Genomic DNA, 23,225 nt, shown 5'->3' with positions numbered 1-23,225 from the left:
AGGCGGGTCAGGGCGGTCGGTCCGCTCAGGACGCCGCACCTCGCGGCTCGGGCACGGTGGCGCCCGGTTCGGCGTCGGACCGCGGGCCGTTCCAGGTCAGGGTCACCTTGAAGGCGGCGGTGCCGCTGCCGCCCACCACGGCGGCCATGACGCCCTCCTTGCCGACGGCGAGCTCGATGCCGAACTCGACGCTGACCTCGTCTGGCCGGGCCGAGGCCACCGCGTCCCGTACGTTCGTGGCCACGACGCGCAGCGACTCCTGGAAGCCGTGCACCTTCTCCACGAGCCGGTCGCCGAGGCCCGAGTCGCTGGGGCCGTCGTCCCCCGCCACGGTGGCCCAGACGGTCTGGCCGTCCGGCATCTCCAGCTGAACGAGCTGCGAAGACATGGTCGTTCTTCCCCTCGGCTGCCTGCCCGGCGCTTCCCCCGGCGCGACGGCTCTCATCGTAGGGAGCCGCCGCGCCGGAGGGGGGCCGATCACGCCAACCCGACTCGTGCCGGGTCAGGGCGGCTCACCGCCGGTCGGCGCTGGTCGGCGCGGTGGTCGGCGCCCGTCGGCGCCCGTCGACTCTGGTCGGCGCCGGATCAGCGCCGGATCAAGGCCGGATCAGCGCCGGATCAGCGCCGGATCAGTGCCGGATCAGTGCCATCAGCTCCTCGTGGGTCGCGGCGTCCGCCGCCGCCACGAGGCCGCGGCCCTCCGGCCCGAGCGGGCGGCCGTCGATGCCGGTGACGACACAGCCGGCCGCACGGCACAGGGCGATGCCGGCGGCGAAGTGGACGCTGCCGGACAGGTCACCGCCGTCGGTGACGTACGCGGCGCGCCGGCCGGCCGCGACCCAGGCGACCGCGAGCGTCGACGAGACGACGCGGGGGCGGAAGCCCGCGGCGGCGAAGCCGGGGTGGGCGAGCAGGTCCACGGCGCGGAACGCGGGCGCGTGCGGGAAGGGCGGGTCCAGGTTGACGTCCACCAGGCGTACGGCACCGGACGGCACCAGCGGCGTGTCGGCGCCGTCGCGCCGGGCCCAGGCGGTCTCGCCGTCGGTCCACAGGACCTCGTCGCCGAACGGATCGGCGACCGCGGCGACCTCCTCCCGCGCCGCCCCGCCCCGCAGGGCCACGTTCACGGCCACGACCTGGGTTCCGGCGGCGTAGTTCAGGGTGCCGCACAGCGGGTCGACCAGCCATCGGCGCCCGGCCCCCGCGGCGCCCTGTTCCCCGCCCTCCTCGCCGAGCAGGGCGTCCTCGGGCCGGGCCGCGCGGATGACGTCGAGTATCGCCCGCTCGGCCGCGAGATCGGCGGCGGTGGCGAAGTCGCCGTCGCCCTTGTCGATGCGGTCGAGGCGGCCGCCGTACAGGCCGCGGACGACCTCGGCGCCGGCCCGGGCGGCGGAGACGGCGACCCGGGCGTCGTCAGAACGGCTGAATGTGGTGATCATGCGGGCACGATAGGCCCTGCGGGGCGGGCACCCGCGTGCTCCGGACGGGCCGGTCGATGATTTGCCGGGTCCGTCCGGCGATGACCTAATGGAATTCCCGGATCCCCGACATCCGTCCCCGACCTGACCAGTGACACGGGAGCAGGAATGACCGACGGTCCCGAGCCCATCAGTGCCGACGCCCTCCAGGCGCTCCAGCGGGAGCTCTCCGAACTGCGCGCGGAGCGCGGCTCGGTGGCCGCCACCCTGAAGGACGTGGACGCCGTCGGCGACCGGGCCGACGAGGCCGACGAGTTGCAGCGGGTCACGGAGGTCGCCCGGCTCGACCAGCGGATCGCCACGATCGAGGGCCGCATCCGCGCGGCGTCCGTCGCGGGCGCCCCGGCCACCGGCGTGGTCGGCGTCGGCTCCCGGGTCACCGTGCGCTTCGAGGACGGCGACGAGTCGACCTTCCACGTCGGCGAGCTCGCCGACGCCGACGACCCCGACCTGGTGACCTCCGACAGCCCGCTGGGCCTCGCGCTGCTCGGCCACCGCGCCGGGGAGACGGTCACCTACCGGACGCCCACGGGGGAGACGACCGCGGTCGTGCTCTCGCTCGGCGGCTGAGGCCCGGGCCGGACCGCCGGTCATCCCGTGACGATGGTCGACACCAGGTTGATCGTCGTCGCGAGGATGCTCGCGCCGAACACGTACGACAGCAGGCAGTGGCGCAGCACCACGGCGCGGATCTCCGCGCTGGAGACGCTGGTGTCGGAGACCTGGTAGGTCATGCCGAGGTTGTAGCTGAAGTAGAGGAAGTCGCTGTAGCGGGGCGGGATGTCGGAGTTGAAGTCGATGCCGCCCTCGGGCGCGCGGTAGTACATGTCGGCGTAGCGGGTGGCGTACATGAGGTGCAGTGACGCCCAGCCCGTGAAGACGCCGGCGAGCGCGGCGCCGGCGGCGGCGTGACCGCGCTCGCCGGCGTCTGCGCGGGTGAGCAGGAGCATCACGATGCTGACGAGGCCGCACAGGGCGGCGGTGACGACCACGATCTCCTCCAGGAGCGGCCGGAAGTCCTCGCGGTGCACGTTGCGGCGGGTGGTGGCGGCGTCCATCGGCCACAGGACGGCCCAGCCCGCGGTGACGAAGGCGGTGCCGGCGGTGGCGATGCCCGCGAGGATGCCCAGCGGGAACCGCGTGAGCGCGCCCACCAGGACCCCGATGGCCGCGCCGACGCCGGTCGCGGCCACCAGCCTTACGACCGCGGAGCGCGGCACCCAGGAGCCCACGGACACGGGCGGATTCAGTGCTGGAGGACGACGACGGCCTCGTCCGTGTAGGTCAGGAAGGTGAGCGTCTCCTGGAAGTACAGCTCGATGCCGCGCGCGTCGTGCGCGCTGTAGCCGATGGCGAGGTCCTGACCCAGCCGGAGTTCGAAGTCGCCGCCGCGGGTGGACAGGACGAGGGCGCCGGTGAGCGCCGGAGCCCAGATCGGCGGGCCGTCGAGCATCCGGGCGAGGTGGGCGGCGATCGGATAGCCGTGGTCGGAGGTCTCGCTGACGGCGCGGTATTCGTCGGCGCCCAGGAGCAGGGCGTAGGGCCCGTCGACGCCGGCGAGGCGCAGTTCGGTGAGGGCGCGGCTGACCGCGTCGGGGTAGTCGCGGGGGCCGCTGGGGAGGGCGAGCACCGGGTTGGAGGTGCGGTCGCGCAGGCCCTCGATGCCGGCGGCCGGGTAGCCGTCGAAGACGGCCCGGTCCTCGGCGAAGGCCATCGCGCGGGCGGCGTCCTTCACGGGCTGCCAGTCGGAGTCCTCGGAGCCGCGCTCGACGTCGTCGACGGCGTCCCGGGTGACGGTGAACGGCACCCGCAGTTCGACGAGCGGCTTCGCCTCGCGGAGCCGGGCGGTGACGCCGGGCGCCGGCGGCGCGATCCCGGTGAGGTGGCCGGTGCCGACGGCGGCGAGGCGGGGGCCGGCCGGGTCGGGTACGTCGACGACGCGCCGGCCGGCGAGGTGGCGCCGGAAGGTGCGCCGGGCCTCCTCCTCGATCTGCGCCCAGGCGGCCGGGGTGACGGGGGCGAGTTCGCGGTGCAGGTTGTTCGTGGCGGGAGGCGCGACGGAGGGGTCACCGGACGGCGTCATGGCGCTCACGCTCCTTTCAGGCTGCCGATGCCGAGGCCCTCCGTGGACCCGCCGGACGGCAGGACCACGTGTCCGAGGGCCTCGACCGGGTCGGCCGCTTCCGCCGGATCGGCCGCTGCGGCCGCTGCGGCGGCGGGCGGGTCGGGAAGGTCTTCGAGGAAATCGGCGCTCGGGACGAAGAAGAGACCGCCCGTCACGGCCGTGGAGAAGTCGAGGATCCGGTCCGTCAGACCGGGCGGGTCGCCGAGGAACATGCGGTCGAGCATCCGCTCGGTCACCTCCGGCGTACGGGCGTAGCCGATGAAGTACGTGCCGAACTCGCCGCGCCCGGGGCTTCCGAACGCCATGTTGTGGCGCACGATCTGCCGCTCGGTGCCGTCCTCGTCGACGATCGTGGTGCGGGCGACGTGCGAGTCCTCGGGCTTGACGTCGTCGGGCAGCTCCATGTTGGCCAGCTTGGTGCGGCCGATGACCCGTTCCTGTTCGTCGGTGCCGGCGCCGTCCCAGGCGCCGAGGTCGTGCACGTACTTCTGGACGATGACGTAGGCGCCGCCGGCGAACTCCGCGTCCTCGTCGCCGACGTGTACGGCCTCGACGGCCGCCCCGCCCTCGGGGTTCTCGCTGCCGTCGACGAAGCCGAGCAGGTCGCGGTCGTCGAAGTAGCGGAAGCCGTGCACCTCGTCGACGACGGCGACGGCCGCGCCGAGCCGTTCCATGACCAGGCGGGCCAGCTCGAAGCACAGGTCGGGGCGCCGGGCGCGGATGTGCAGCAGCAGGTCGCCGGGGGTGGCGGGGGCGCTGTGGCGCGGGCCGCGCAGCGGCCGGAAGGGGTGCAGTTCGCGCGGTCGGGGGCCGCCGAAGAGCCGGGGCCAGACGGCGGCACCGATGCCGACGACTCCGGTGAGCTCCTCCTCGCGGGCCCGGAAGCCCACGGAGCGGACGATGCCGGCGAGGTCGCCGAGGAGGTCGCGCACCACGGCCTCGCCACCCGAGTGCACGGTGGCGACCAGGAAGACGGCGGCCTGCGTGGGCGGTGCGATGACGGGCTGGGGGGTGACCACGGAACTCCTCGGCAGGCGGTGGAGAGCAGGACGGTGGACGGAAAGCGGTGGCCGGAAAGCGGTGGACGGCAGTTGGTGGAGAGCAGGTCGTCAAGAGCAGGTCGTGAAAAGCAGGTGGACAGGGCGTGGCGCCGCATTCGGGCGATCTCCGGGCATGACGGACACGAAGATCGCGGCCAGCCTAGCCGCGCCCGCCGCCCCGCGCAGCCCGGGCCGCGCCCGCCTCCCGAGCCGCGCCGGGCACCGTGCGTGACCCCGCTTGCGGGGTGCGGGCGCCCGGGTTTGAGTGGGAACGGCCCCATCAGGACGGTTCGATCACGGTGGGTCACCCCCACCCATCAGGAGCTTCAGATGTCGATGGCGTTCGGTTCCCCCTTCGGTTCCTCCGATCCGTTCGGCGACCTGCTGAACCACTTCTTCGGCATGTCGCCGCAGTCCTCGCCGCCCGCCGTGCAGCGTGTACCCATCGGACGCCTCCTCACCGAGTCGTCGCACGAGCTGCTCGGCCTCGCCACCCGCAAGGCGGTCGAGGACGGCACCACGGACCTCGACACCCAGCACCTGCTGTGGGCGGCCACCCAGGTCGAGCCCTCGCGCCGGATCCTGGACCGGGCCGGAGTGAACCCCGACAAGCTCGCCGAACAGATCGCCTCCGGCGGGATGCTCGCGCGCGAGTCCGGCGAGCCGTCGGCCGAACCGGGGCTCACCCCGGCGGCGAAGCGCACCCTGGCCGCCGCGCACGCGTACGCGCAGGCGGCCGGCGTCTCGTACATCGGTCCCGAGCACATCCTCGGCGCGCTGCTCTCCGACCCCGACTCCGGCGCGACCCGCTTCCTGCGGGCGGAGGACACGGACGTGCAGAAGCTGCGGGGCCTCGCCGAGCAGGCGGCCCGGCCGGAGAGCACGGCACCGGCGCCCAAGCAGCCGGCGACCGCGCTGGACGAGTTCGGCCGCGACCTCACCGAGGAGGCGCGGGCCGGCAAGCTGGACCCGGTGGTCGGCCGGGCCGACGAGATCGAGCAGACGGTGGAGATCCTCTCCCGGCGCTCCAAGAACAACCCGGTGCTCATCGGCGAGCCGGGGGTCGGCAAGACCGCGATCGTGGAGGGCCTGGCCCAGCGGATCGTGGCGGGCGAGGTGCCCGACACCCTGAAGGACAAGCGGGTCGTCTCGCTCGACCTGTCCGGGATGGTGGCGGGCGCGCAGTACCGCGGCCAGTTCGAGGAGCGCCTCAAGAAGGTCATCGAGGACGTCAAGCAGGCCGAGGGCGAGATCGTCCTCTTCATCGACGAGCTGCACACCGTCGTCGGCGCGGGCGCGACCGGCGAGGGCTCGATGGACGCGGGGAACATGCTCAAGCCCGCGCTGGCCCGCGGCGAACTGCACGTCGTGGGCGCGACGACCATCGACGAGTACCGCAGGCACGTCGAGAAGGACGCCGCTCTCGAACGGCGCTTCCAGCCCGTCCTCATCCCCGAGCCCACGGTCGAGGAGACCGTCCAGATCCTCGAAGGGCTGCGGGACGCGTACGAGGCCCACCACCAGGTCCGCTTCGCCGACGGCGCCCTCGCGGCGGCGGCCGAGCTCTCCGACCGCTACATCAGCGACCGCTTCCTGCCCGACAAGGCGATCGACCTGATGGACCAGGCCGGCGCCCGGGTGCGGCTGCGCAGCGCGGGCCGTTCGACGGAGGTCGTCAGCCGCGAGGACCGGCTGGCCAAGCTGCGCCGCGAGAAGGACCAGGCGGTGGCGGGCGAGGAGTTCGAGAAGGCGTCCGAGCTGAAGCAGCGGATCGCCGAGATCGAGGGCGAGCTCGCGGGCATCGAGGAGCGGCGCGAGGGCGTCGTGTCGGTCACCGCCTCCGACATCGCCGAGATCGTGGCCCGCCGCACCGGCATCCCGGTGGCCCAGCTCACCACCAGCGAGAAGGAGCGGCTGCTCAGGCTGGAGGACGAGATGCACGAGCGGATCGTCGGCCAGGCCGAGGCGGTCACGGCGGTCTCCGAGGCGGTGCGCCGCAACCGCGCCGGGATGGGCGACCCGAACCGCCCGGTCGGCTCCTTCCTCTTCCTCGGCCCCACCGGCGTCGGCAAGACGGAGCTGGCCAAGACGCTCGCGGAGCTGCTGTTCGGCGACGAGAGCCGGATGGTCCGCTTCGACATGAGCGAGTTCCAGGAGAAGCACACCGTGGCCCGGCTGGTCGGCGCGCCGCCCGGATACGTGGGGTACGAGGAGGCCGGTCAGCTCACCGAGAAGGTGCGCCGCCAGCCGTACAGCGTGGTCCTCTTCGACGAGGTGGAGAAGGCGCACCCGGACGTCTTCAACACGCTCCTGCAGATCCTCGACGACGGACGGCTCACGGACGGTCAGGGCCGTACGGTCGACTTCCGGCACTGCGTCGTCGTCATGACGTCCAACATCGGCGCGCACCGGATCCTCGCCCACGAGGGCGACGCGGCGGAGCTGAAGGACGAGCTGATGGAGGATCTGCGCGGGCGGTTCCTGCCGGAGTTCCTCAACCGGATCGACGACATCATCGTCTTCCACAGCCTGACCGAGCAGGACCTGTCGGAGATCGTCGAGCACCTCCTCGACCGCAGCAAGCACCGCGTGCACGCGCAGGGCATGAAGCTGGAGGTCACCGAGGCGGCGAAGAAGCTCCTCGTCGCGCACGGCTACCAGCCGGAGTTCGGCGCCCGCCCGCTGCGCCGCACGATCCAGGCCGAGCTCGACAACCGGATCGCCTCACTGCTGCTCGGCGGCGAGGCCGGCCCGGGGGACACGATCGTGGCGGACGTGGTGGGGGATTCGCTGCACTGCACGATCCGCAGGGACGAGCGGGCGCCGGCGAACGCGGATGCCGCGGCAGCGTAGGACTCCCGGTCGGTGTCAGGACCGGCCGGGACACCCCCTAGGACTCCGCGGCCCGTTCCTCCGCCGTCTCGGCGGCGGGCGCGGGCTGCGGGGTGTAGCGGGCCAGGCCCCTGCGGTCGTAGTAGTGGGTCATCCCGAAGCCGAAGAGCAGCGCGGCCGTGAACCCGATCGCGATCATCGCCCAGGCGCGGCCGAGCCCGGCGTCGCCGCGGGCGTCGAAGTAGAGGATGGCCCGCACCCCGCCGGTGAGCTGCCGCATCGGCTCGAACGCGCCGAGGAAGCGGTAGAAGCCGGGGACGGCCTCCAGCGGGACGGTGGCGCCGGAGGAGGGCAGGGCGAGTGCGATGAAGACGAACATGGACACCAGCTGTCCGATGCCGCCGAAGGCCGCGTTGATGGCCTGCACGCCCAGGCCGACGGCCACGGTCGCACAGTACGAGAAGATCCACAGGAGCGGCAGGTGGGCCGCGTCCATGCCGAGGATCGCGATCGTCGCCACCATCAGGAGCGTGGTGGTGAGCAGCGCGATGCCCGCGGTCATCAGCATCTTCAGGACCAGGGTCTGGGTGCGGTTGATGGGCACGGTGGGGTGCCGGGTGTGCCAGGGGCCGATCTCGCTGTCCGTGTAGCCGAGGGCGGTGTCGACGCCGGTGTGGATGAGGTTGCCGCCGATGAAGCCGGACAGGACGAGGAGCAGGGTGTAGTAGAAGGCGGTGAGCCCGAGGCCGCTGTGCCGGCCGATCGGATGCCCGACCCGGGTCACCACGGTCACCGGGTCGGCGAGCAGGACCTTCGCCGTCGGGTCGGGTGCCGCGGCGGCGAGCCGCTTGCCGATGGTCAGCGACGCCTGGTGCGCCACGCCCTGGTTGAGCTGCGCGGCCAGCGAGGAGCCCAGGCTGCCGAAGCCCGGGTTGGTGAGGACGGTGAGCGTGGGCCGCGCCGTCGCCCGGCGGGTGGCCAGGGCCTGCACGGAGGCGGTGAAGTCGGCCGGCACGACCAGTGCCCCGTACACCTTCCCGGACGACAGCTGGTCCTGTGCCGTGGCCGCGTCGACCAGGCGCCACTGGACCCGTCCCCGCGGCGTCGCGGCCCCGAGGGAGCCGGTGATCTCCTTGCCCAGCGCGCCCCGGTCCTCGTCGACGACGGCGATGGGCAGCCGGCGCATCGCGTCGCCCGGGCTGAGGATGCCGCCCATGTAGAGCAGGGCGAGCACCATCGTGACGAGGGCGCACAGGACGGTCGGGACGAGCCAGAGCCCGGGGCGGCGGACGAGCTCGCCGGCGCGGCGGGGGGTCGCGGAGGCCATGGTTCTCCGAGGGGTGGGAGGGGCGGAATCGGTCCGTGCCCATGGTCGACGCCCGGGGATGATTTGCCCGGTATTGACACCGCCAGGCGGGGTAGGCGCGAAAACAAGGAGGACGGCTCATGACGGCGGAACTCCGGATCGGGCGGCGGACGGTCGAGCTGGCCCGCCCGCGCAAGGTGCTCTTCCCGGACGACGGCATCACCAAGGCCGATCTGGCCGACTACTACCACCGGGTGGCCGCGCGGATGCTGCCGCATCTGCGCGGGCGCCCGCTGATGCTGGAGCGGCATCCGGACGGCATCGACGACTCCGGTTTCATGCAGAAGGACATCCCCGACCACTTCCCCGACTGGGTGGCCCACGCGGAGCTGCCCAAGGAGAACGGGACCGTCGACTACGTGCTGTGCGAGGACACCGCCTCGCTGGTCTATCTGGCCGGCCAGGCGTGCGTCACCCCGCACCGCTGGCTCTCCCGCGCCGACCGGCCCGACCACCCGGACCGCCTCGTCCTCGACCTCGACCCGGCGGACGGCGAGGACTTCGCCACCGTGCGGCGGGCCGCGCGGCGGCTGCGCGCGCTCCTCGACGAGCTCGATCTGCCGTCGCAGGTGATGACGACCGGTTCGCGCGGCCTGCACGTGGTGGTGCCGCTGCAGCGCCGGGACACCTTCGACGAGGTACGGGCCTTCGGCCGTGAGCTGGCGGGTCTCCTCGCCGCGCGGTACCCGGACGAGCTGACGACCGAGGTACGCAGACGGGCCCGGCGCGGGCGGCTCTACCTGGACGTCCAGCGCAACGGGTACGGCCAGACGGCCGTGGCCCCGTACGCCGTCCGCGCCCGGCCCGGCGCGCCCGTCGCCGCCCCGCTGGACTGGGCGGAGCTGGACGATCCCGGCCTCACCGCGCGCCGCTGGACCCTCGCCGACGCCGGCCGCCTCGCCGACCGCGACCCGTGGGACACCCCGCGCGGGCGGTCCGCGACGGCGGCGCACCGACGGCTCGACGCCCTGCGCGAGGACGAGGGCACGGGCCGGGGCGAAGGAGGCTGAGCACCATGGCACGCGTGACGGTGGAAGGCAGCGAGGTCGTGGTCCGGCTGGGCCTGCGCGAGACGCTCGCCGCGCGCCGGCGCACGATCCGGTTCCCGGTGTCGACGCTGCGCGAGGTCGGCGTCGAGACCAGCTGGTGGCGGGTGCTGCGCGGCGAGGCGGGCCGGGGCCTGTGGCTGCCGGGCCGCTGCGTGGGGCTCCGGCACGGCCCGGACGGCACCGACTTCGTCGCGGTGCGCGCCGAAGGCCCCGCGCTCTGGATGGACCTCTCCCCCGAGGCGCCGTTCAGCCGCGTGTCCGTCTCCGACCCGGAACCGGAGACGACCGAACGCGCGCTGCGCGTGTACATGCCGACGGAACCGCCTCTGGAGCCGTAGGGAACTCCCGGCGGCTCAGGCCGCTTCCTTCAGGGCTTCGAGGAGTTCGTCGCGGGTCATCCTGGAGCGCCCGCGGACACCGGCGCTCGCGGCCCTCTCGTACAGCTCGTCCTTGGTGAGCCCGTCCAGTTCGTCCGCACGGCTCCCCCTTCCACGACCGCCCTCTCCTCGCCCGTCCTTTCCCCGTCCGTCCCTTACTCGCCCGCCCTCTCCCCGCCCCTCCCTGGCCCGCTCGACGCTCGCGCGCAGCGCCTCCGTGAGGTCGATGACGTTGGTGGCCGCCGGGGCGACCTCGGCCTTCTCGACGGTCTCGCCGGACTTCTTCGCCTTGACCAGCGCGGCGACGGCGTCCCGGTAGGTGTCGTGGAACTCCTCCGGGTCCCAGTCCATGGCGAGCGCGTCGATGAGCCGCTCGGCCATCTTCAGCTCCTTGGCCCCGGTCTTGCGGACCTTGGCGTCGGGCAGGTCGGGGATCTCCTCGTGGGGGTCGCGGATCTCGTCCGCCCAGTGCAGCGTGTGCAGCTTCAGGATGCCGTCGTCGGAGGTGAGGGCGACGAGGTACTCGCGCCCGCGCATCACGAAGGTGGCCACGCCGGCCCGGCCGCTCTCCGCCAGGGCGCGTTCGAGGACGGCGTAGACCTTCGCGTACTCCTTGCCCTTGGGGCCGAGGTAGTAGGTCCGGTCGAAGAAGACCGGGTCGATCGCGTCCAGCTCGACGAATCCGCTGATCTCCAGCGTCCGTGAGCGGCCCGGTGCGATGTCGTCGAGTTCCTCGGGTTCCACGACGACGTACTCGTCGCCGGTGTCGAAGCCCTTGACGATGTCCTCGGCGGCCACCTCCTCGCCGGTGCGCTCGTTCACCCGCCGGTTGCGGATCCGGTCGGCGGTGCCGCGCTGGAGCTGGTGGAAGCGGAGGGTGTGGGCGGAGGTCGCGGTGTGGATGCCGACGGGCACGCTCACCAGGCCGAAGCTCAGCACACCGGTCCAGACCGGTCGGGCCATCCCGATCACCGCCAACCGCCGAGGCACACGTACGTCACGCCCCTCCGACACGCGAATGCCCGCCCGCCCCGTCCGGAAACGGGGCGGGCGGGCGGCGCGGCTGCGTCAGACGCGGTCGGCCGCGATCAGCACGTACTGGAACGAGCCGTCCTTGTACGACTCGATGAACGCCTCCTCGATGCCGGTCACCAGGGAGGACGTGGCCCGCAGCTCCCAGTACGGGAGGGTCTGCGGGGTCAGGTCGATGACGGCCTGGGGGACCAGGCGGTTGTCGGCCATGGCGCGCAGGTACTCGCGGCGGGAGTGGATGTTGCACTCGAAGTGGGCGTTGATCTGCGAGACCCACTTGGAGGGCTGGCCGTACTTCGGGTTCCAGCAGCCGGTGATCGTGACGTAACGGCCGCCGACCGCGAGGATGCGGGAGTGCTCGGCCATCAGGTCGTGCAGGTCGACGTACATGCTGGACTCGTTGTTCCACGAGGCGGCGGCCTGGCCGGTCTCGAAGGGGGTGTCGAGCATGTTGCAGACCCGGGCGTGGACGTGGTCCGCGATGCCCAGCTCCTCGGCGCGCCGGTTGGCGAAGTCGGCCTGCTTGGCGGAGAGGGTGACGCCCTCGACCTTGCAGCCGAAGCGCTGGTGGGCCATGACCATGGAGCCGCCGCGGCCGCAGCCGGCGTCGACGAGCGTGTCGTCGTGGCCGATGGGGCCGAGGTGCTCCAGGAGGACGTCGGTCTGCGCCGACTCCAGGCGGTGCAGCTCGGCGATCAGCTTCTTCTCGTACTCGCTGTCCTCGGGGGTGCCGAGGGCCGCGTGGTCGATGTCACCGATGCCGTAGTGGTGGTGGTAGAGCCCGTCCACGTCGCCGAGGCGGAGGTTCACGGGCCTGGCCTCGGCGTTCCAGTAGCGGGCGATGTCCCCCTGGTACGGCGTCGCCGGCGCGGGGACGAACGTCGAGGTGCCTTCGGCGGTGGTGAACTCGGTGCTGGTCACAGAGAGAAGTCCGTTCCTTAAATAAAGTCGGGCAGATTACCAGAAGTCGGGCAGGCTGTATCGGTACGTGTTGGTCATGTGCCAGTAGTGGTTGCCGTCGACCCAGGCGGCGACGCCCTTGAGGAAGCGCGCCACGGTCGGTACGGGGCAGGTCGCGGCCAGCTCGGCGGCCTCGGCCTCGAAGGTGCGCATGAGGTCGTTGTGGACCTCGACCGCCTTCAGGTAGGCGTCCTTCTCGGAGACGCCCTCGCGTGCGGCGATCACCACCGGCAGGTTGAGGTGCAGGCCGGGGCTCTTCTGCTCCTTGGTGTAGGAGTAGAGGTCGTTGACGATGGTCGTCGCGTTCCCGGCCAGGGCGATCACCCGCTGCATGGCGGGCATGGCGTGCAGGTCCGCCGGCAGTTCGTAGCCGCCGACGGAGTCCGTGATGGTGGGGCAGGGGCGGAAGTTGTTGAACTGGCGCATCGCCAGGTACTCCCACACCTCGGGCACGGTGTCGGTCTCGGCCCACGCGGCCTCGGCGAGGTACCCCATGTGCAGCCGGGCCATGTCGTGCCGGAACCGGTCGGCCTGGGACGGCGTGGCCAGCTGGACGAAGTACTCCATGGCGGAGCGGTAGGCGCGCCGCGGGGCGTCGGAGTACAGGGACTCCGCCCAGGCCGGCGCGTACTCCTTCGTCGTGTGCACCGCGTCGAGCGCGGTGTGCGCGAGCAGCAGCCGGCTGCCGAGGCCGACGGGCGAGCCGCCGTGGTCCTCGCAGTAGCAGTCGTCGACCGCGTTCTCGGCGACCATCAGCCGGGCCGCGGCCATCAGGTGGTCGACGGTCGGCGCGTCGGGGTGGCAGGCGACCATGTAGCGCCCGGTGGAGAAGCCGTCGAACTGGTCCTCCCACTCCGGCGGGTAGACCTCGGCCTCGTCGACCGCCCATGCCTTGATGCGCAGGCTGAGCTCCTCGACCCGGGCCGGGTCCGGCTCCGCGATCGGGTGGTGGTAGAGGCCCGGGATCGGGGTGCCCGCCGTCGGGGCGACGGGCTCCGGGGCGACGGGCTCCGGGGCGACGGACGCCAGGGCCTCGGCGACCTGCACCGGGGCCGGCTCCGCGCGGCGGGCGAGGGAGAGGCTCGACGTGCCCAGACCGCTGGGTCCGTGGAGGATCCGCGCCGGCGCCGGACGGGTCGCCGTGGTCGTGGTCGCGGCCACGACCGGGGCCGCGGCCTCCGGCCCGGCCGCCGTCCCGGTGGCGGGAAACAGGGCGGCCGGCGGGCCGGGCAGGGCGGGCAGGCTCGGCTGCCCAGGGGAAAGCCCGGGGTCGGGCATCCGTGTCTCCTTGCTGGGATGGATGGGGCCCGGCCCGGACGGGGTCCGGGCCGGATCGGGCCTGCGAACCCCCCGCGCTAGTTGCGGCGGGCGATCTGCACGTTCTCGAGGACGCCGAGCGCGTCGGGAACGAGGACGGCGGCCGAGTAGTACGTGGTCACCAGGTACGAGATGATCGCCTGCTCGCTGATGTTCATGAAGCGCACGGAGAGGCCGGGCTCGAACTCGTCCGGCAGTCCGGTCTGGTGCAGGCCGATGACGCCCTGGTTGTCCTCGCCGGTACGCATGGCGATGATGGAGCTGGTCTGCTCCTTGCTGATCGGGATCTTGTTGCAGGGCAGGATCGGCACGCCGCGCCAGGCCGGGACGGACTGGCCGCCGACGTCGACGTGGTCCGGGTAGAGGCCGCGGGAGTTGAACTCGCGCCCGATCGCGGCGATCGTCCGCGGGTGGGCGAAGAGGAACTTCGTACCGCGGCGGCGGCACAGCAGGTCGTCGAGGTCGTCCGGGGTGGGCGCGCCCGAGTGCGGCTGGATGCGCTGCTTGAAGTCGGCGTTGTGCAGCAGACCGAACTCGGGGTTGTTGATGAGCTCGTGCTCCTGGCGCTCGCGCAGCGCCTCGATGGTGAGCCGGAGCTGTTCCTCGGTCTGGTTCATCGGGCCGTTGTAGAGGTCGGCGACCCGGGTGTGGACCTTGAGGACGGTCTGGGCGACGGAGAGCTCGTACTCGCGCGGGTTGAGCTCGTAGTCGACGAAGGCGCCGGGCAGGGTGGCCTCGCCGACGTGGCCGGCGGACATGGCGATCTCGGCCTCGCCGTGCTTGTTCTGCCGCTGCTCGGGCAGCGCGCTGAAGGCCTCGATGTGGGCGCGCAGGCTGGGGGCCTGGCCCTTGACCGCGTCGAAGTCGGCCCGGGAGAGGGTGAGCAGGGTGCCTGGGGTCTCGGCGGTGGCGGTGTAGTCCCACGTGGCGTCGGCGTCCAGGAGGGCGTTCTCGCCGAACCGGTCGCCGTCGGCCAGGGTCGCCACGGAGACCTCGTCGCCGTACTTGCCGACGGAGGTCTGGTTGATCCGGCCGTGCGCGATGAGGTGGATCTGGTCGGCGGCGTTGCCGCGCTCGACGATGACCTCGCCGGCCCGGAAGTCGCGCTGGACGCAGCGGCCGGCGAGGGCGGCGAGCACCTCGTCGTCGTCGAAGCCGCGCAGCAGGGCCAGTTCGCCGAGTTCGCGGGGGATCACCCGGACGGTGGCGCCGTCCTGGACGAACTCGATCACCCCGTCGCCCACGGTGTAGCTGAGTCGGCGGTTCACCCGGTAGGCGCCGCCCTTCGTCTCCACCCAAGGGAGCATGCGCAGCAGCCACCGGGAGGTGATCTCCTGCATCTGCGGGGCGGACTTGGTGGTGGTGGCGAGGTTCCGGGCAGCCGCGGTGCTCAGGCTGGACTGCGGCCGGGGCTGCTCCAGCTGAGTGTCCGGGCCGGTCTCAACGGTCATGGGGCGAGCGCTCCTTGAAAGAGGAAAAGCGGAAAAACCGACACAATCTCTGGGATTCCCGCTCAATCGCTGGGAATCCGTCCAGATCCCGGGGAACAGTAACCGGCCTCGCTCCCCGAACACGGCACCAGACCAGGGGCATTACCTCTATGCAGTGATCTTGCGGCGTCCGGGGTTTATTCGCCCGACCCATGACATTCGAGCCACCCGGTCCTACGAGCGCCCGGCGCACGCTCCCTTGGCGCGCGCCCCCGTCAACTCGTGCGGAAACAGGCTCACATGAGGCGCCAGCAGCGCGAAACGCTCGCGAGCTCCGGGGCGTGCCGGACGGCGCGCCCGCCGGTCGAGTGCCTCGGGCGCCGGCGGGCGCGCAGGTTTCCGGCCAGGAGCGGGCCGTATCGGGACGCGGCAGGTGGCGGAAGGCGGCTCAGGCCGAGCCGAAGAGCAGCCCGAGGGCCACGTCGCGGTAGTGCCGGATGTGACGCAGCGAGCAGTCGGCGGCCGCGTCGGCGTCGGCCGCGGCGATCGCCTCGTACAGCGCGCGGTGCTCGGCCCAGAGCGGGCCCGGGTCGTCGATCTGCTGGAAGAGCCAGCGCAGCCGGCCTTCCAGGGACTCCAGGGCGGTGGCGAGCATGTCGTTGCCCGCGAGTTCCACGATGCGGTGATGGAAGGCGGCGTTGGCGCGCGAGACCCGCTCGGGCCGGCCGGCCAGGGTGGCCCGGCGCGCGTCCTCCAACAGTGCCCGCAGTCCGTCGAGTTGGGCGTCGGTGCGGCGCTCGGCGGCGCGCCGGACGGCGAGCACCTCCAGCGCCTCGCGCAGGTCGAAGAGGTTCTCCACGTCCTGCCGGGAGAGCTCGCGGACGACGATCCGGCGCGGCGAGAGGGCCTGCAGGAAGCCCTCCCCGAGCAGGATGCGGATGGCCTCGCGCACGGGGACCCGGGAGACGCCGAACTCCTCGGCCACCTCGCGCTCGACGAGCCGGTCGCCCGGGCGCAGCCGTCCGTCGATGATCCGGTCGCGCAGCGCCTCGCAGACCTGGTCGCGCAGCCACCCGCCGCCGCCGACGGCCGCCGTCTCGCCCCCGACCGCCTCGGTACCGGTCACGTTCCCCCCTCGCACCCCACACCCCTCATGTCTCGAAGCCATTACGGTATACCAAACGCTTGACGACCCCCGCGCGCGCTGCTTTGGTATACCAAAACGCGGAGCGGGCCCCTCCGCACGTCTGACGTCTCACCCTGTGCGATCCCGAATCGAGGGTTTGTCCGTGAGTACCCCATCGGTCGGCAAGACCGTCCCCCAGGCCCCGGCCGCCCCGGCCGGCGCCCGCCCCAGCCGCGTCCGCTGGACCATGTTCGTCCTGCTGCTCGGCGTCGTCGCGCTCAACTACATCGACCGCGGCTCCGTCTCCGTCGCCCTCCCCCTGATCACCAAGGACCTGGGCCTGTCCAAGGAGACCACCGGCTTCGTCCTCAGCGCCTTCTTCTGGACCTACGCGCTGATGCAGATCCCCGGCGGCTGGCTCGCCGACCGCTTCGGCCCCCGCCGGATGGTCTCCGGCGCCTGTGTCGGCTGGGGCGTGGCCCAGGCCCTCACCGCCGCCGCCACCGGCGCCGGCTCGCTGCTCGGCTTCCGCCTGCTGCTCGGCGCCGTCGAGGCCCCGGTCATGCCGGCCGGCGGCAAGCTCAACGCCCAGTGGCTACCGGCCGCGGAGCGCGGCCGCGGCGCCGTGCTGCTCGACGGCGGCGCCCCGCTCGGCGCCGCGCTCGGCGGCATCATCATCTCCGCGCTCATCGCCTGGACCGGCAGCTGGCGGGCGAGCTTCGTCATCGCCGGCGTGCTGACCGTCCTCATCGGCCTGTACGCCGCCTGGTACGTGCGCGACACCCCGCGCGAGCACCCGGGAGTGAACGACGCCGAGGCCGCGTACATCGAGAGCGCGCACGCCGCGGAGGACGCGGACGGCCCGGCCGACGAGCGCACCGGCCTGCGCCCGTACCTGAAGCACCGCTCGTTCTGGGCGATGTGCCTGGGCTGGATGGGCTTCAACGGCGTCTTCTACGGACTGCTCACCTGGGGGCCGCTGTACCTGTCCGAGACCAAGGGCTTCGACATCAAGACCATCGGCTGGTCGACCCTGGTCATCTTCGGCGCCGGTTTCGTCGGCGAGCTCACCGGCGGCTGGATCTCCGACCGGCGCAAGGCCGCGGGCGCGGGCGCCAACGCCGTGCTGCGCACGATGATGGGCGTCGCGGGCGTGGCCGTGGTCGCCGGACTGCTCGGCGTGGTCCTCGTACCGGACCCGACGACCGCCGTCACACTGCTCTCCGTCGTCATGTTCTTCCTGCGCTGGGCCGGCCTCTACTGGTCGCTGCCGTCGATCCTGGCCGGCCGCGCCAACGCGGGCGTCGTCGGCGGCGCCATGAACCTCTCCGGCAACATCGCCGGCATCGTCACCCCGATCGCGGTCGGCTACATCGTCGGCGGCACCGGCTCGTACACCTGGGCGCTGCTCTACTTCGTCGGCGCGGGTGTCCTCTTCACCGTCTCGTCGCTCGTCATCGACTACAGCAGGAGGCTCGCCGTCCGATGATCCGTATCGGCATGCTCACCCCGTCCTCCAACACCTGTCTGGAGCCGGTCACCTACCGCCTCCTCGACGGCGCCCGGGACCTCGCCAGTGCCCACTTCGCGCGGGTCCCGGTCACCCGGATCGCCCTCGACGGCGGCTCCGACGCCCAGTTCGCCTCCGAACCGATGCTCGCCGCGGCGGCGCAGCTCGCCGACGCGCGGGTCGACGTCATCGCCTGGAACGGCACCTCGGGATCCTGGCTCGGCGTCGACCACGACCGGGCGCTGGCGGCCGCGATCACCGCCGAGACCGGCATCCCCGCCACCACCTCCACGCTCGCGCTGCTCGACGCCTGCGCCGCGTACGGGGTGACCCGGCTCGGCCTCGCCGTCCCGTACACCCGGGACGTCGCCGAGCGGATCGTCAGCACCTACGCGGCCGAGGGCCTGGACTGCACGCTCGCCGAGCCGTTCGGCGTCGCCGACAACGAGGCGTTCGCGCGGATCCCGGAGCCGGACGTGGCCCGGCAGATCGAGCAGGCGGGGGCCGGGGACGCGCACGCGGTGGCCGTCGTCTGCACCAACGTGTACGGCGCGGGCGCGGCCCCCGGCCTCGAAGCCGCGCTCGGTGTACCGGTCTTCGACAGCGTCTCCGCGACGCTCTGGAAGGCGCTCGACCTGGCCGGCGCGCACCCGGCCCTCGACGGGCACGGCGAGCTGCTGCGCTCCGGCAGCCTGCGGGCCGGCTTCCAGCGGGCGCTCACCGAGCTGCGCGAGGCCGTCGGCGCCGACCGCACCACGCTCCGGCTCGACCTGCCCGCGCACGGACTGCACGTGGACCTCACCGCGGGCGAGGCGCTCGGCCCGGGCGTCCGCTCCATCCGCCGCGACGCCGGGCTCGACCAGCGCCGGCTCAACACGGTCGAGTGGCTGGAGGAGCACCGGATCCCGCTGGTCCAGCCGCACTTCCGGGACGACCCGAGGCCGCCGCAGGCGCTGGTCGACGTCTACGGGGTACGCGCGCAGCTGCTCTCCCCCGTCATCCGGGGCGCGGACATGACGGGCTGGATCTCCGCCCACAGCCTCACCGAGCGGGAGTGGGGCGCGGCCGACCGGGCCGTCATGGCCGCCGCCATCGACCGCGTGCACCGGCTGCTCGACACATACGGAAAGGCACACTGAACATGACGGTCAAGGACATCAGGATCGCCCTCGGCGTCGACGTCGACGCCGTCGCCGGCTGGCTCGGCAGCTACGGCGGCGAGGACTCCCCCAACGACATCCAGCGCGGTGTCTTCGCGGGCGAGATCGGCACCCCGCGACTGCTCCGGCTCTTCGACCGGTACGGGATCCGGACCAGCTGGTTCATCCCCGGCCACTCCATCGAGACCTTCCCCGAGCAGACCCGGATGGTGGTCGAGGCGGGCCACGAGGTCGGCGCGCACGGCTACTCGCACGAGAACCCGATCGCGATGAGCCCGCAACAGGAGGAGGACGTCCTCGCCCGCTCGGTCGAGCTGATCGAGGAGTACACCGGGCGCCGGCCCCGCGGCTACGTGGCGCCGTGGTGGGAGATGTCGCCGCACACGGCGGCCCTGCTGCACAAGTACGGCTTCTCCTACGACCACAGCCAGAACTACCGCGACTTCACCCCCTTCTACGCCCGGGTCGGCGACAGCTGGACGAAGATCGACTACTCGAAGGAGGCCAAGGACTGGATGAAGCCGCTGGTCCACGGCCACGAGGTCGACCTGGTGGAGTTCTGCGGCAACTGGTACGTGGACGACCTGCCGCCGATGATGTTCAACAAGCACGCCCACAACAGCCACGGTTACGTCAGCCCGCGGGCCCTGGAGCAGGACTGGCGCGACCAGTTCGACTGGGTGTACCGGGAGCTGGACTACGCGGTCGTCCCGGTGACCCTGCACCCCGACGTGAGCGGCCGGCCGCAGGTGCTGCTGATGCTGGAACGATTCATCGAGTACGTGTCGGGCCACGCTGGCGTCACTTTCTGCACCCTGGAGGACGCGGCCGACGACTTCCGTCGCCGCTTCCCGTTCGAAGGCACGGAGCGCCCGGCCGACATGCGCTGACCCTTCCGTGGGCAGGCGGCCCGGGAGCGGGCCGCCGGTCCCACGGGAAGGAAGCGACATGAGCGACGGGGGTTCCGGGGAGCGGACGCCGTCGGCAGCGGCACCGGCCGCCCGCCCCGGCGAGGGTCTCGACGAGTGTGAGGGGACGGGCCGATGAGCCGCCCGGGTCTGATGTAATCGTCACCGGACGGCCCCCGGAGGTGGGGCCACCGGCGGGGGGAACGTTGGAAGAGCTGACCGCGACCGACCCGAAGCAGGTGGGGCGCTATCGGATCCTCGCGCGCCTCGGCGCGGGCGGCATGGGCCGGGTGTACCTCGGTCGTTCCACCAGCGGCCGGATGGTCGCGGTCAAGGTGGTGCGCGCCGAACTCGCCGAGGACACCGAGTTCCGCCGCCGGTTCGCCCGGGAGGTGGCGGCTGCCCGGCGCGTGACCGGCTTCTTCACCGCGGCCGTCGTCGACGCCGACCCCGAGGGCGACCCCGCCTGGCTCGCCACCGCGTACGTCCCCGGCCTGCCGCTCGACGCGGCGGTCCACGCCCATGGGGCCTGGCCCCGGCGCTCGTTGCTCTACCTGGGCGCCGGTCTGGTGGAGGCCCTGGAGGCGATCCACGGCACCGGGCTCGTCCACCGTGACCTGAAGCCGTCGAACGTGCTGCTCGCGAGCGACGGTCCGCGCGTGATCGACTTCGGCATCTCGCTCGCCACGGAGACGAGCGCCCTCACCCAGACCGGCATGGTGATCGGCACGCCCGGCTACATGTCGCCGGAGCAGGTGACGGGCCGCCAGGTCGGTCCGGCCAGCGACGTCTTCTCGCTCGGCGCGGTCCTCGCGTTCGCCGGGACCGGCACACCGCCCTTCGGGATCGGTGCGCCGCACTCGGTGAACTTCCGGGCCGTGTACGAGGATCCGGACCTCTCGGGCCTGCCCGCGGACTCCGACTTCGTCGCCCGCTGCCTGGCCAAGGAGCCGGAACAGCGGCCGACGGTCACGGAGTTGCTGACCGAGTTCGCGCACCTCCTCGGCGAGACGGGCCAGCAGACCTACGGCGCCGGGCTGCCGAAGGAGACCGACTGGCTGCCCGAGCGGGTGGCGGGAGCACTCACCGGCCGGAACGCCACCGCTTCGGCCGGCGCCGGATCGGGCCACGCCGGTTCGGACGACGCCAGGCGGGACGGCACGGGTGCGCCCGACACGGGTACGGACGGCGCCGGTTCGGCCGACGCACGGTCGGACGGCCCGGGTGCGGACGGCAACGGTACGAACGGCGTCGGCCCCGCGCCCGCGCCCGCGCCCACTCCCCCGGACCCCCGGGACGCCCTGGCCCAGTGGCCCGCGCCCGCCGCGGCCCCCGCCCCGAAGGCCCCGGCTCCGGAGTCCAGCGCCCAGCCGACCCCGGCGACCCCGGCTCCGGCCGCGCCGGCGGAGACGCCCGCTCCGGTCGTACCGGCCACACCGTCGCCGACCGCGACCCCGGCTCCCGCTCCGGCCGTCGTTCCGGCCACGCCGCCGATGCCGGAGCACGCCCCGCCGCTGCCGAACGGCGAGCCGCCGCTCGTCTCCTCCGCCTGGTCGCCCGCCTCGCCGGCCACGTCCCCCGCCTCCGCCTCCGCCACCGCCGGCGCGGGCCGGACCGGCCGGGCCAAGAGGCGCCGCATCGTGGCGATCGCCGTCGCGGCGGCCCTCGTGGCCGGTGGCGGTGTCACCACGGCGATCGTGATGAACCAGGACAAGAAGCCGGGTGACCAGAACACGGCGACGGGCGGCGGTTCGAACGCATCCGGCTCCAAGGGCTCCGCGAGCGGCTTCGACGCGGCGACCGGCAACGTCGTCAACGCCTCCGCCAAGAAGGGCGGCACGCTCGAACTGAGCACCGCGTACGACGCCGACTCCTGGGATCCGGGCCGTTCCTACTACGGCTGGGTCTGGAACTTCCAGCGACTGTACGCCCGTACGCTCCTCACCTACGCCGCCAAGCCGGGCGCGGCGGGCACCGAGCTCGTGCCCGACCTGGCCGAGGCCGCGCCCGAGGTGTCGGCCGACGGCAGGACGTACAGCATCCGGCTCCGGTCCGGCCTCACCTTCGAGGACGGCACGCCGATCACCGCGAAGGACGTGAAGTACGGGATCGAGCGGAGCTTCGCGCAGGACGTCCTGAGCGGCGGCCCGGTCGATCTGAGGGACGCCCTCGACCAGGGGCAGAACTACCAGGGCCCGTTCAAGGACAGGACGTCCACCGGGCTCCGTTCCGTCGGCACCCCCGACGAGCGCACGCTCGTCTTCAGGCTCGCGAAGCCCGACTCGCGCTTCCCGTACCTGCTGGCTTCGGGCGTCACGTCCCCGGTGCCGGAGGCTCACGACACCGGCACCCAGTACGGCGCGAAGCCGGTCTCCTCCGGGCCGTACAAGTTCGCCTCGTACACGCCCGGGAAGTCCCTGGTCCTCGTGCGCAACGACAAGTGGGACCCGGCCACCGACCCGCTGCGCAAGGCGCTGCCGGACCGGATCAAGCTGAACATCACCTCGGACGCCGACAGCGTGTCCACGTCGCTGCTCGACGGCAGGACCGACCTGGACGCGCAGCAGGCCGGCCTGTCGACGGCGGCCACCTCACGGGTGCTGCGGGACGCGCGGCTGAAGGCCGACGCGGACGCGCCCTTCAACGGCCGCCTCAACCTGGTCGCGCTCGTGTCTCCCACCGCTCCCTTCGACAACGCGCACTGCCGCAAGGCCGTGCTGTACGCGGCCGACACGACCCTCCTGCAGACCGCCCGCGGCGGCCCGAACGCCGGTGTCCCGCACGGGAACCTGCTGCCGCCGACCGTTCCGGGCGCCGACGCGTACGACCCGTACGGCCTGACCGCCGGAAAGCCGCAGCCCGTCAAGGCGAAGGAGGAACTGGCGAACTGCGGCCGCCCCAACGGGTTCACCACCAAGATCCTCGTGAAGAGGGACAGGCCCCGGGACGTGGAGACCGCGCAGGCCCTGCAGAGCTCGCTCAGGTCCGTGGGCATCACCGTCGAGATCGTGCAGAAGCCCGTCACGGAGTTCTTCGACGCCGCGGGCTCCCCGAGCACCACGAAGAACCAGGGCATCGGCATGGTGCTGACCAACTGGATCGCCGACGACCCGTTCGGCGCGACCTTCCTCCAGCCCCTCGCCGACAGCCGCCGGATCACCCCGAGCGGCAACAGCAACATCGCCCAGGTCAACGACCGCGAGATCGACGCCCTGTTCGACCAGGCGAAGGCCGCCGCCGACATCGGCAAGGCGAACGGCGTCTACCGGCAGATCAACCACAAGCTCACCGACGGCGCCTACTACCTGCCGGTCGCCGCCGGCAAGACGCTGAACTACCGCGGACCCCGGCTGACCAATGTGTACGTCAACCAGGCGTACGGCATGGTCGACTTCCAGGCCCTCGGCGTCACGTCCTAGCTGTATTGATCACGAGCGTTGTTGACACTGGTCTGGTCTTGAACATGGCGAAGACCTCCGGTGTGGTGGGAGCTGTCTAGGAACTCACCGCCCGGA

At 72.6% G+C, this 23,225-nt stretch carries 19 protein-coding genes; 8 read left to right on the top strand and 11 right to left on the bottom strand.

The genetic code is table 11. The features are described 5' to 3' along the window. Positions 1-25: 25 nt before the first annotated feature. Together ACWEJX_RS26720 and ACWEJX_RS26715 are read right to left on the bottom strand one after the other, a co-directional pair. Positions 26-388 carry a CU044_2847 family protein gene (locus ACWEJX_RS26720; protein WP_451609954.1) on the bottom strand — a complete coding sequence of 121 codons (363 nt, stop codon included), beginning with the start codon at positions 386-388 and terminating at the stop codon, positions 26-28. Positions 389-629: 241 nt separating this feature from the next. Further along, complete coding sequence (locus ACWEJX_RS26715; protein ID WP_451609953.1) at positions 630-1,439, bottom strand: inositol monophosphatase family protein; 810 nt, start codon at positions 1,437-1,439, stop codon at positions 630-632. A gap of 147 nt (positions 1,440-1,586) precedes the next feature. On the opposite strand from ACWEJX_RS26715, the gene ACWEJX_RS26710 reads away from it, so the two are divergent. Beyond that, complete coding sequence (locus ACWEJX_RS26710) at positions 1,587-2,048, top strand: GreA/GreB family elongation factor (protein ID WP_451609952.1); 462 nt, start codon at positions 1,587-1,589, stop codon at positions 2,046-2,048. 20 nt (positions 2,049-2,068) lie between these two features. Here the strand turns inward: ACWEJX_RS26710 and ACWEJX_RS26705 are convergent, their stop codons facing one another. From ACWEJX_RS26705 to ACWEJX_RS26695, 3 genes are read right to left on the bottom strand one after another with little or no spacing between them, the layout of a single operon-like run. Continuing rightward, positions 2,069-2,716, bottom strand: coding sequence for a DUF1345 domain-containing protein (locus ACWEJX_RS26705; RefSeq protein WP_451609951.1), 648 nt, complete (start codon positions 2,714-2,716; stop codon positions 2,069-2,071). Between the two features lie 8 nt (positions 2,717-2,724). Then, complete coding sequence (locus ACWEJX_RS26700; protein WP_451609950.1) at positions 2,725-3,561, bottom strand: family 1 encapsulin nanocompartment shell protein; 837 nt, start codon at positions 3,559-3,561, stop codon at positions 2,725-2,727. A gap of 5 nt (positions 3,562-3,566) precedes the next feature. After that, complete coding sequence (locus tag ACWEJX_RS26695) at positions 3,567-4,622, bottom strand: Dyp-type peroxidase (protein ID WP_451609949.1); 1,056 nt, start codon at positions 4,620-4,622, stop codon at positions 3,567-3,569. Between the two features lie 351 nt (positions 4,623-4,973). Between ACWEJX_RS26695 and ACWEJX_RS26690 the strand changes: the two genes are divergently transcribed. Beyond that, the gene (locus tag ACWEJX_RS26690) at positions 4,974-7,496 is read left to right on the top strand and encodes an ATP-dependent Clp protease ATP-binding subunit (RefSeq protein WP_451609948.1); all 2,523 of its coding nucleotides are present in this window, start codon (positions 4,974-4,976) and stop codon (positions 7,494-7,496) included. A gap of 37 nt (positions 7,497-7,533) precedes the next feature. Here ACWEJX_RS26690 and ACWEJX_RS26685 read toward each other — a convergent pair whose 3' ends face one another. Then, positions 7,534-8,802 carry a YhgE/Pip domain-containing protein gene (locus ACWEJX_RS26685; protein ID WP_451609947.1) on the bottom strand — a complete coding sequence of 423 codons (1,269 nt, stop codon included), beginning with the start codon at positions 8,800-8,802 and terminating at the stop codon, positions 7,534-7,536. A gap of 119 nt (positions 8,803-8,921) precedes the next feature. On the opposite strand from ACWEJX_RS26685, the gene ligD reads away from it, so the two are divergent. Together ligD and ACWEJX_RS26675 are read left to right on the top strand one after the other, a co-directional pair. Further along, positions 8,922-9,851 carry a non-homologous end-joining DNA ligase gene (gene ligD, locus ACWEJX_RS26680; RefSeq protein WP_451609946.1) on the top strand — a complete coding sequence of 310 codons (930 nt, stop codon included), beginning with the start codon at positions 8,922-8,924 and terminating at the stop codon, positions 9,849-9,851. Positions 9,852-9,856: 5 nt separating this feature from the next. Beyond that, positions 9,857-10,228, top strand: coding sequence for a hypothetical protein (locus ACWEJX_RS26675; protein WP_451609945.1), 372 nt, complete (start codon positions 9,857-9,859; stop codon positions 10,226-10,228). A 15-nt stretch (positions 10,229-10,243) separates the two neighbouring features. Here the strand turns inward: ACWEJX_RS26675 and ku are convergent, their stop codons facing one another. From ku to ACWEJX_RS26650, 5 genes are all read right to left on the bottom strand, one after another. Then, positions 10,244-11,230: a non-homologous end joining protein Ku gene (gene ku, locus ACWEJX_RS26670; RefSeq protein ID WP_451609944.1), complete on the bottom strand. Its 987-nt coding sequence runs from the start codon at positions 11,228-11,230 to the stop codon at positions 10,244-10,246. 105 nt (positions 11,231-11,335) lie between these two features. Continuing rightward, positions 11,336-12,220 (bottom strand): geranyl diphosphate 2-C-methyltransferase, encoded by an 885-nt coding sequence (locus tag ACWEJX_RS26665; RefSeq protein ID WP_451609943.1) that lies wholly within the window; start codon positions 12,218-12,220, stop codon positions 11,336-11,338. A 36-nt stretch (positions 12,221-12,256) separates the two neighbouring features. Further along, positions 12,257-13,537, bottom strand: a complete 1,281-nt coding sequence (locus ACWEJX_RS26660; protein ID WP_451609942.1) for a family 2 encapsulin nanocompartment cargo protein terpene cyclase — start codon at positions 13,535-13,537, stop codon at positions 12,257-12,259. Positions 13,538-13,614: 77 nt separating this feature from the next. Then, positions 13,615-15,027 carry a family 2B encapsulin nanocompartment shell protein gene (locus ACWEJX_RS26655; protein WP_451609941.1) on the bottom strand — a complete coding sequence of 471 codons (1,413 nt, stop codon included), beginning with the start codon at positions 15,025-15,027 and terminating at the stop codon, positions 13,615-13,617. A gap of 427 nt (positions 15,028-15,454) precedes the next feature. Beyond that, positions 15,455-16,132 (bottom strand): GntR family transcriptional regulator, encoded by a 678-nt coding sequence (locus ACWEJX_RS26650; RefSeq protein ID WP_451609940.1) that lies wholly within the window; start codon positions 16,130-16,132, stop codon positions 15,455-15,457. 163 nt (positions 16,133-16,295) lie between these two features. On the opposite strand from ACWEJX_RS26650, the gene ACWEJX_RS26645 reads away from it, so the two are divergent. The 4 genes from ACWEJX_RS26645 (at position 16,296) to ACWEJX_RS26630 (ending at position 23,129) form a co-directional block, all read left to right on the top strand. Beyond that, positions 16,296-17,621 (top strand): MFS transporter, encoded by a 1,326-nt coding sequence (locus tag ACWEJX_RS26645; RefSeq protein ID WP_451609939.1) that lies wholly within the window; start codon positions 16,296-16,298, stop codon positions 17,619-17,621. After that, complete coding sequence (locus ACWEJX_RS26640) at positions 17,618-18,781, top strand: maleate cis-trans isomerase family protein (protein WP_451609938.1); 1,164 nt, start codon at positions 17,618-17,620, stop codon at positions 18,779-18,781. The genes ACWEJX_RS26645 and ACWEJX_RS26640 overlap by 4 nt, the downstream gene beginning before the upstream one ends. 2 nt (positions 18,782-18,783) lie before the next feature. Further along, positions 18,784-19,692, top strand: a complete 909-nt coding sequence (locus ACWEJX_RS26635; protein ID WP_451609937.1) for a polysaccharide deacetylase family protein — start codon at positions 18,784-18,786, stop codon at positions 19,690-19,692. Positions 19,693-19,916: 224 nt separating this feature from the next. Then, positions 19,917-23,129 (top strand): ABC transporter substrate-binding protein, encoded by a 3,213-nt coding sequence (locus ACWEJX_RS26630; protein ID WP_451609936.1) that lies wholly within the window; start codon positions 19,917-19,919, stop codon positions 23,127-23,129. Positions 23,130-23,225 lie beyond the last annotated feature (96 nt).

Source organism: Streptomyces sp. NPDC004788, assembly GCF_053601115.1.
This window is presented reverse-complemented; position numbering and strand designations above follow the sequence as displayed.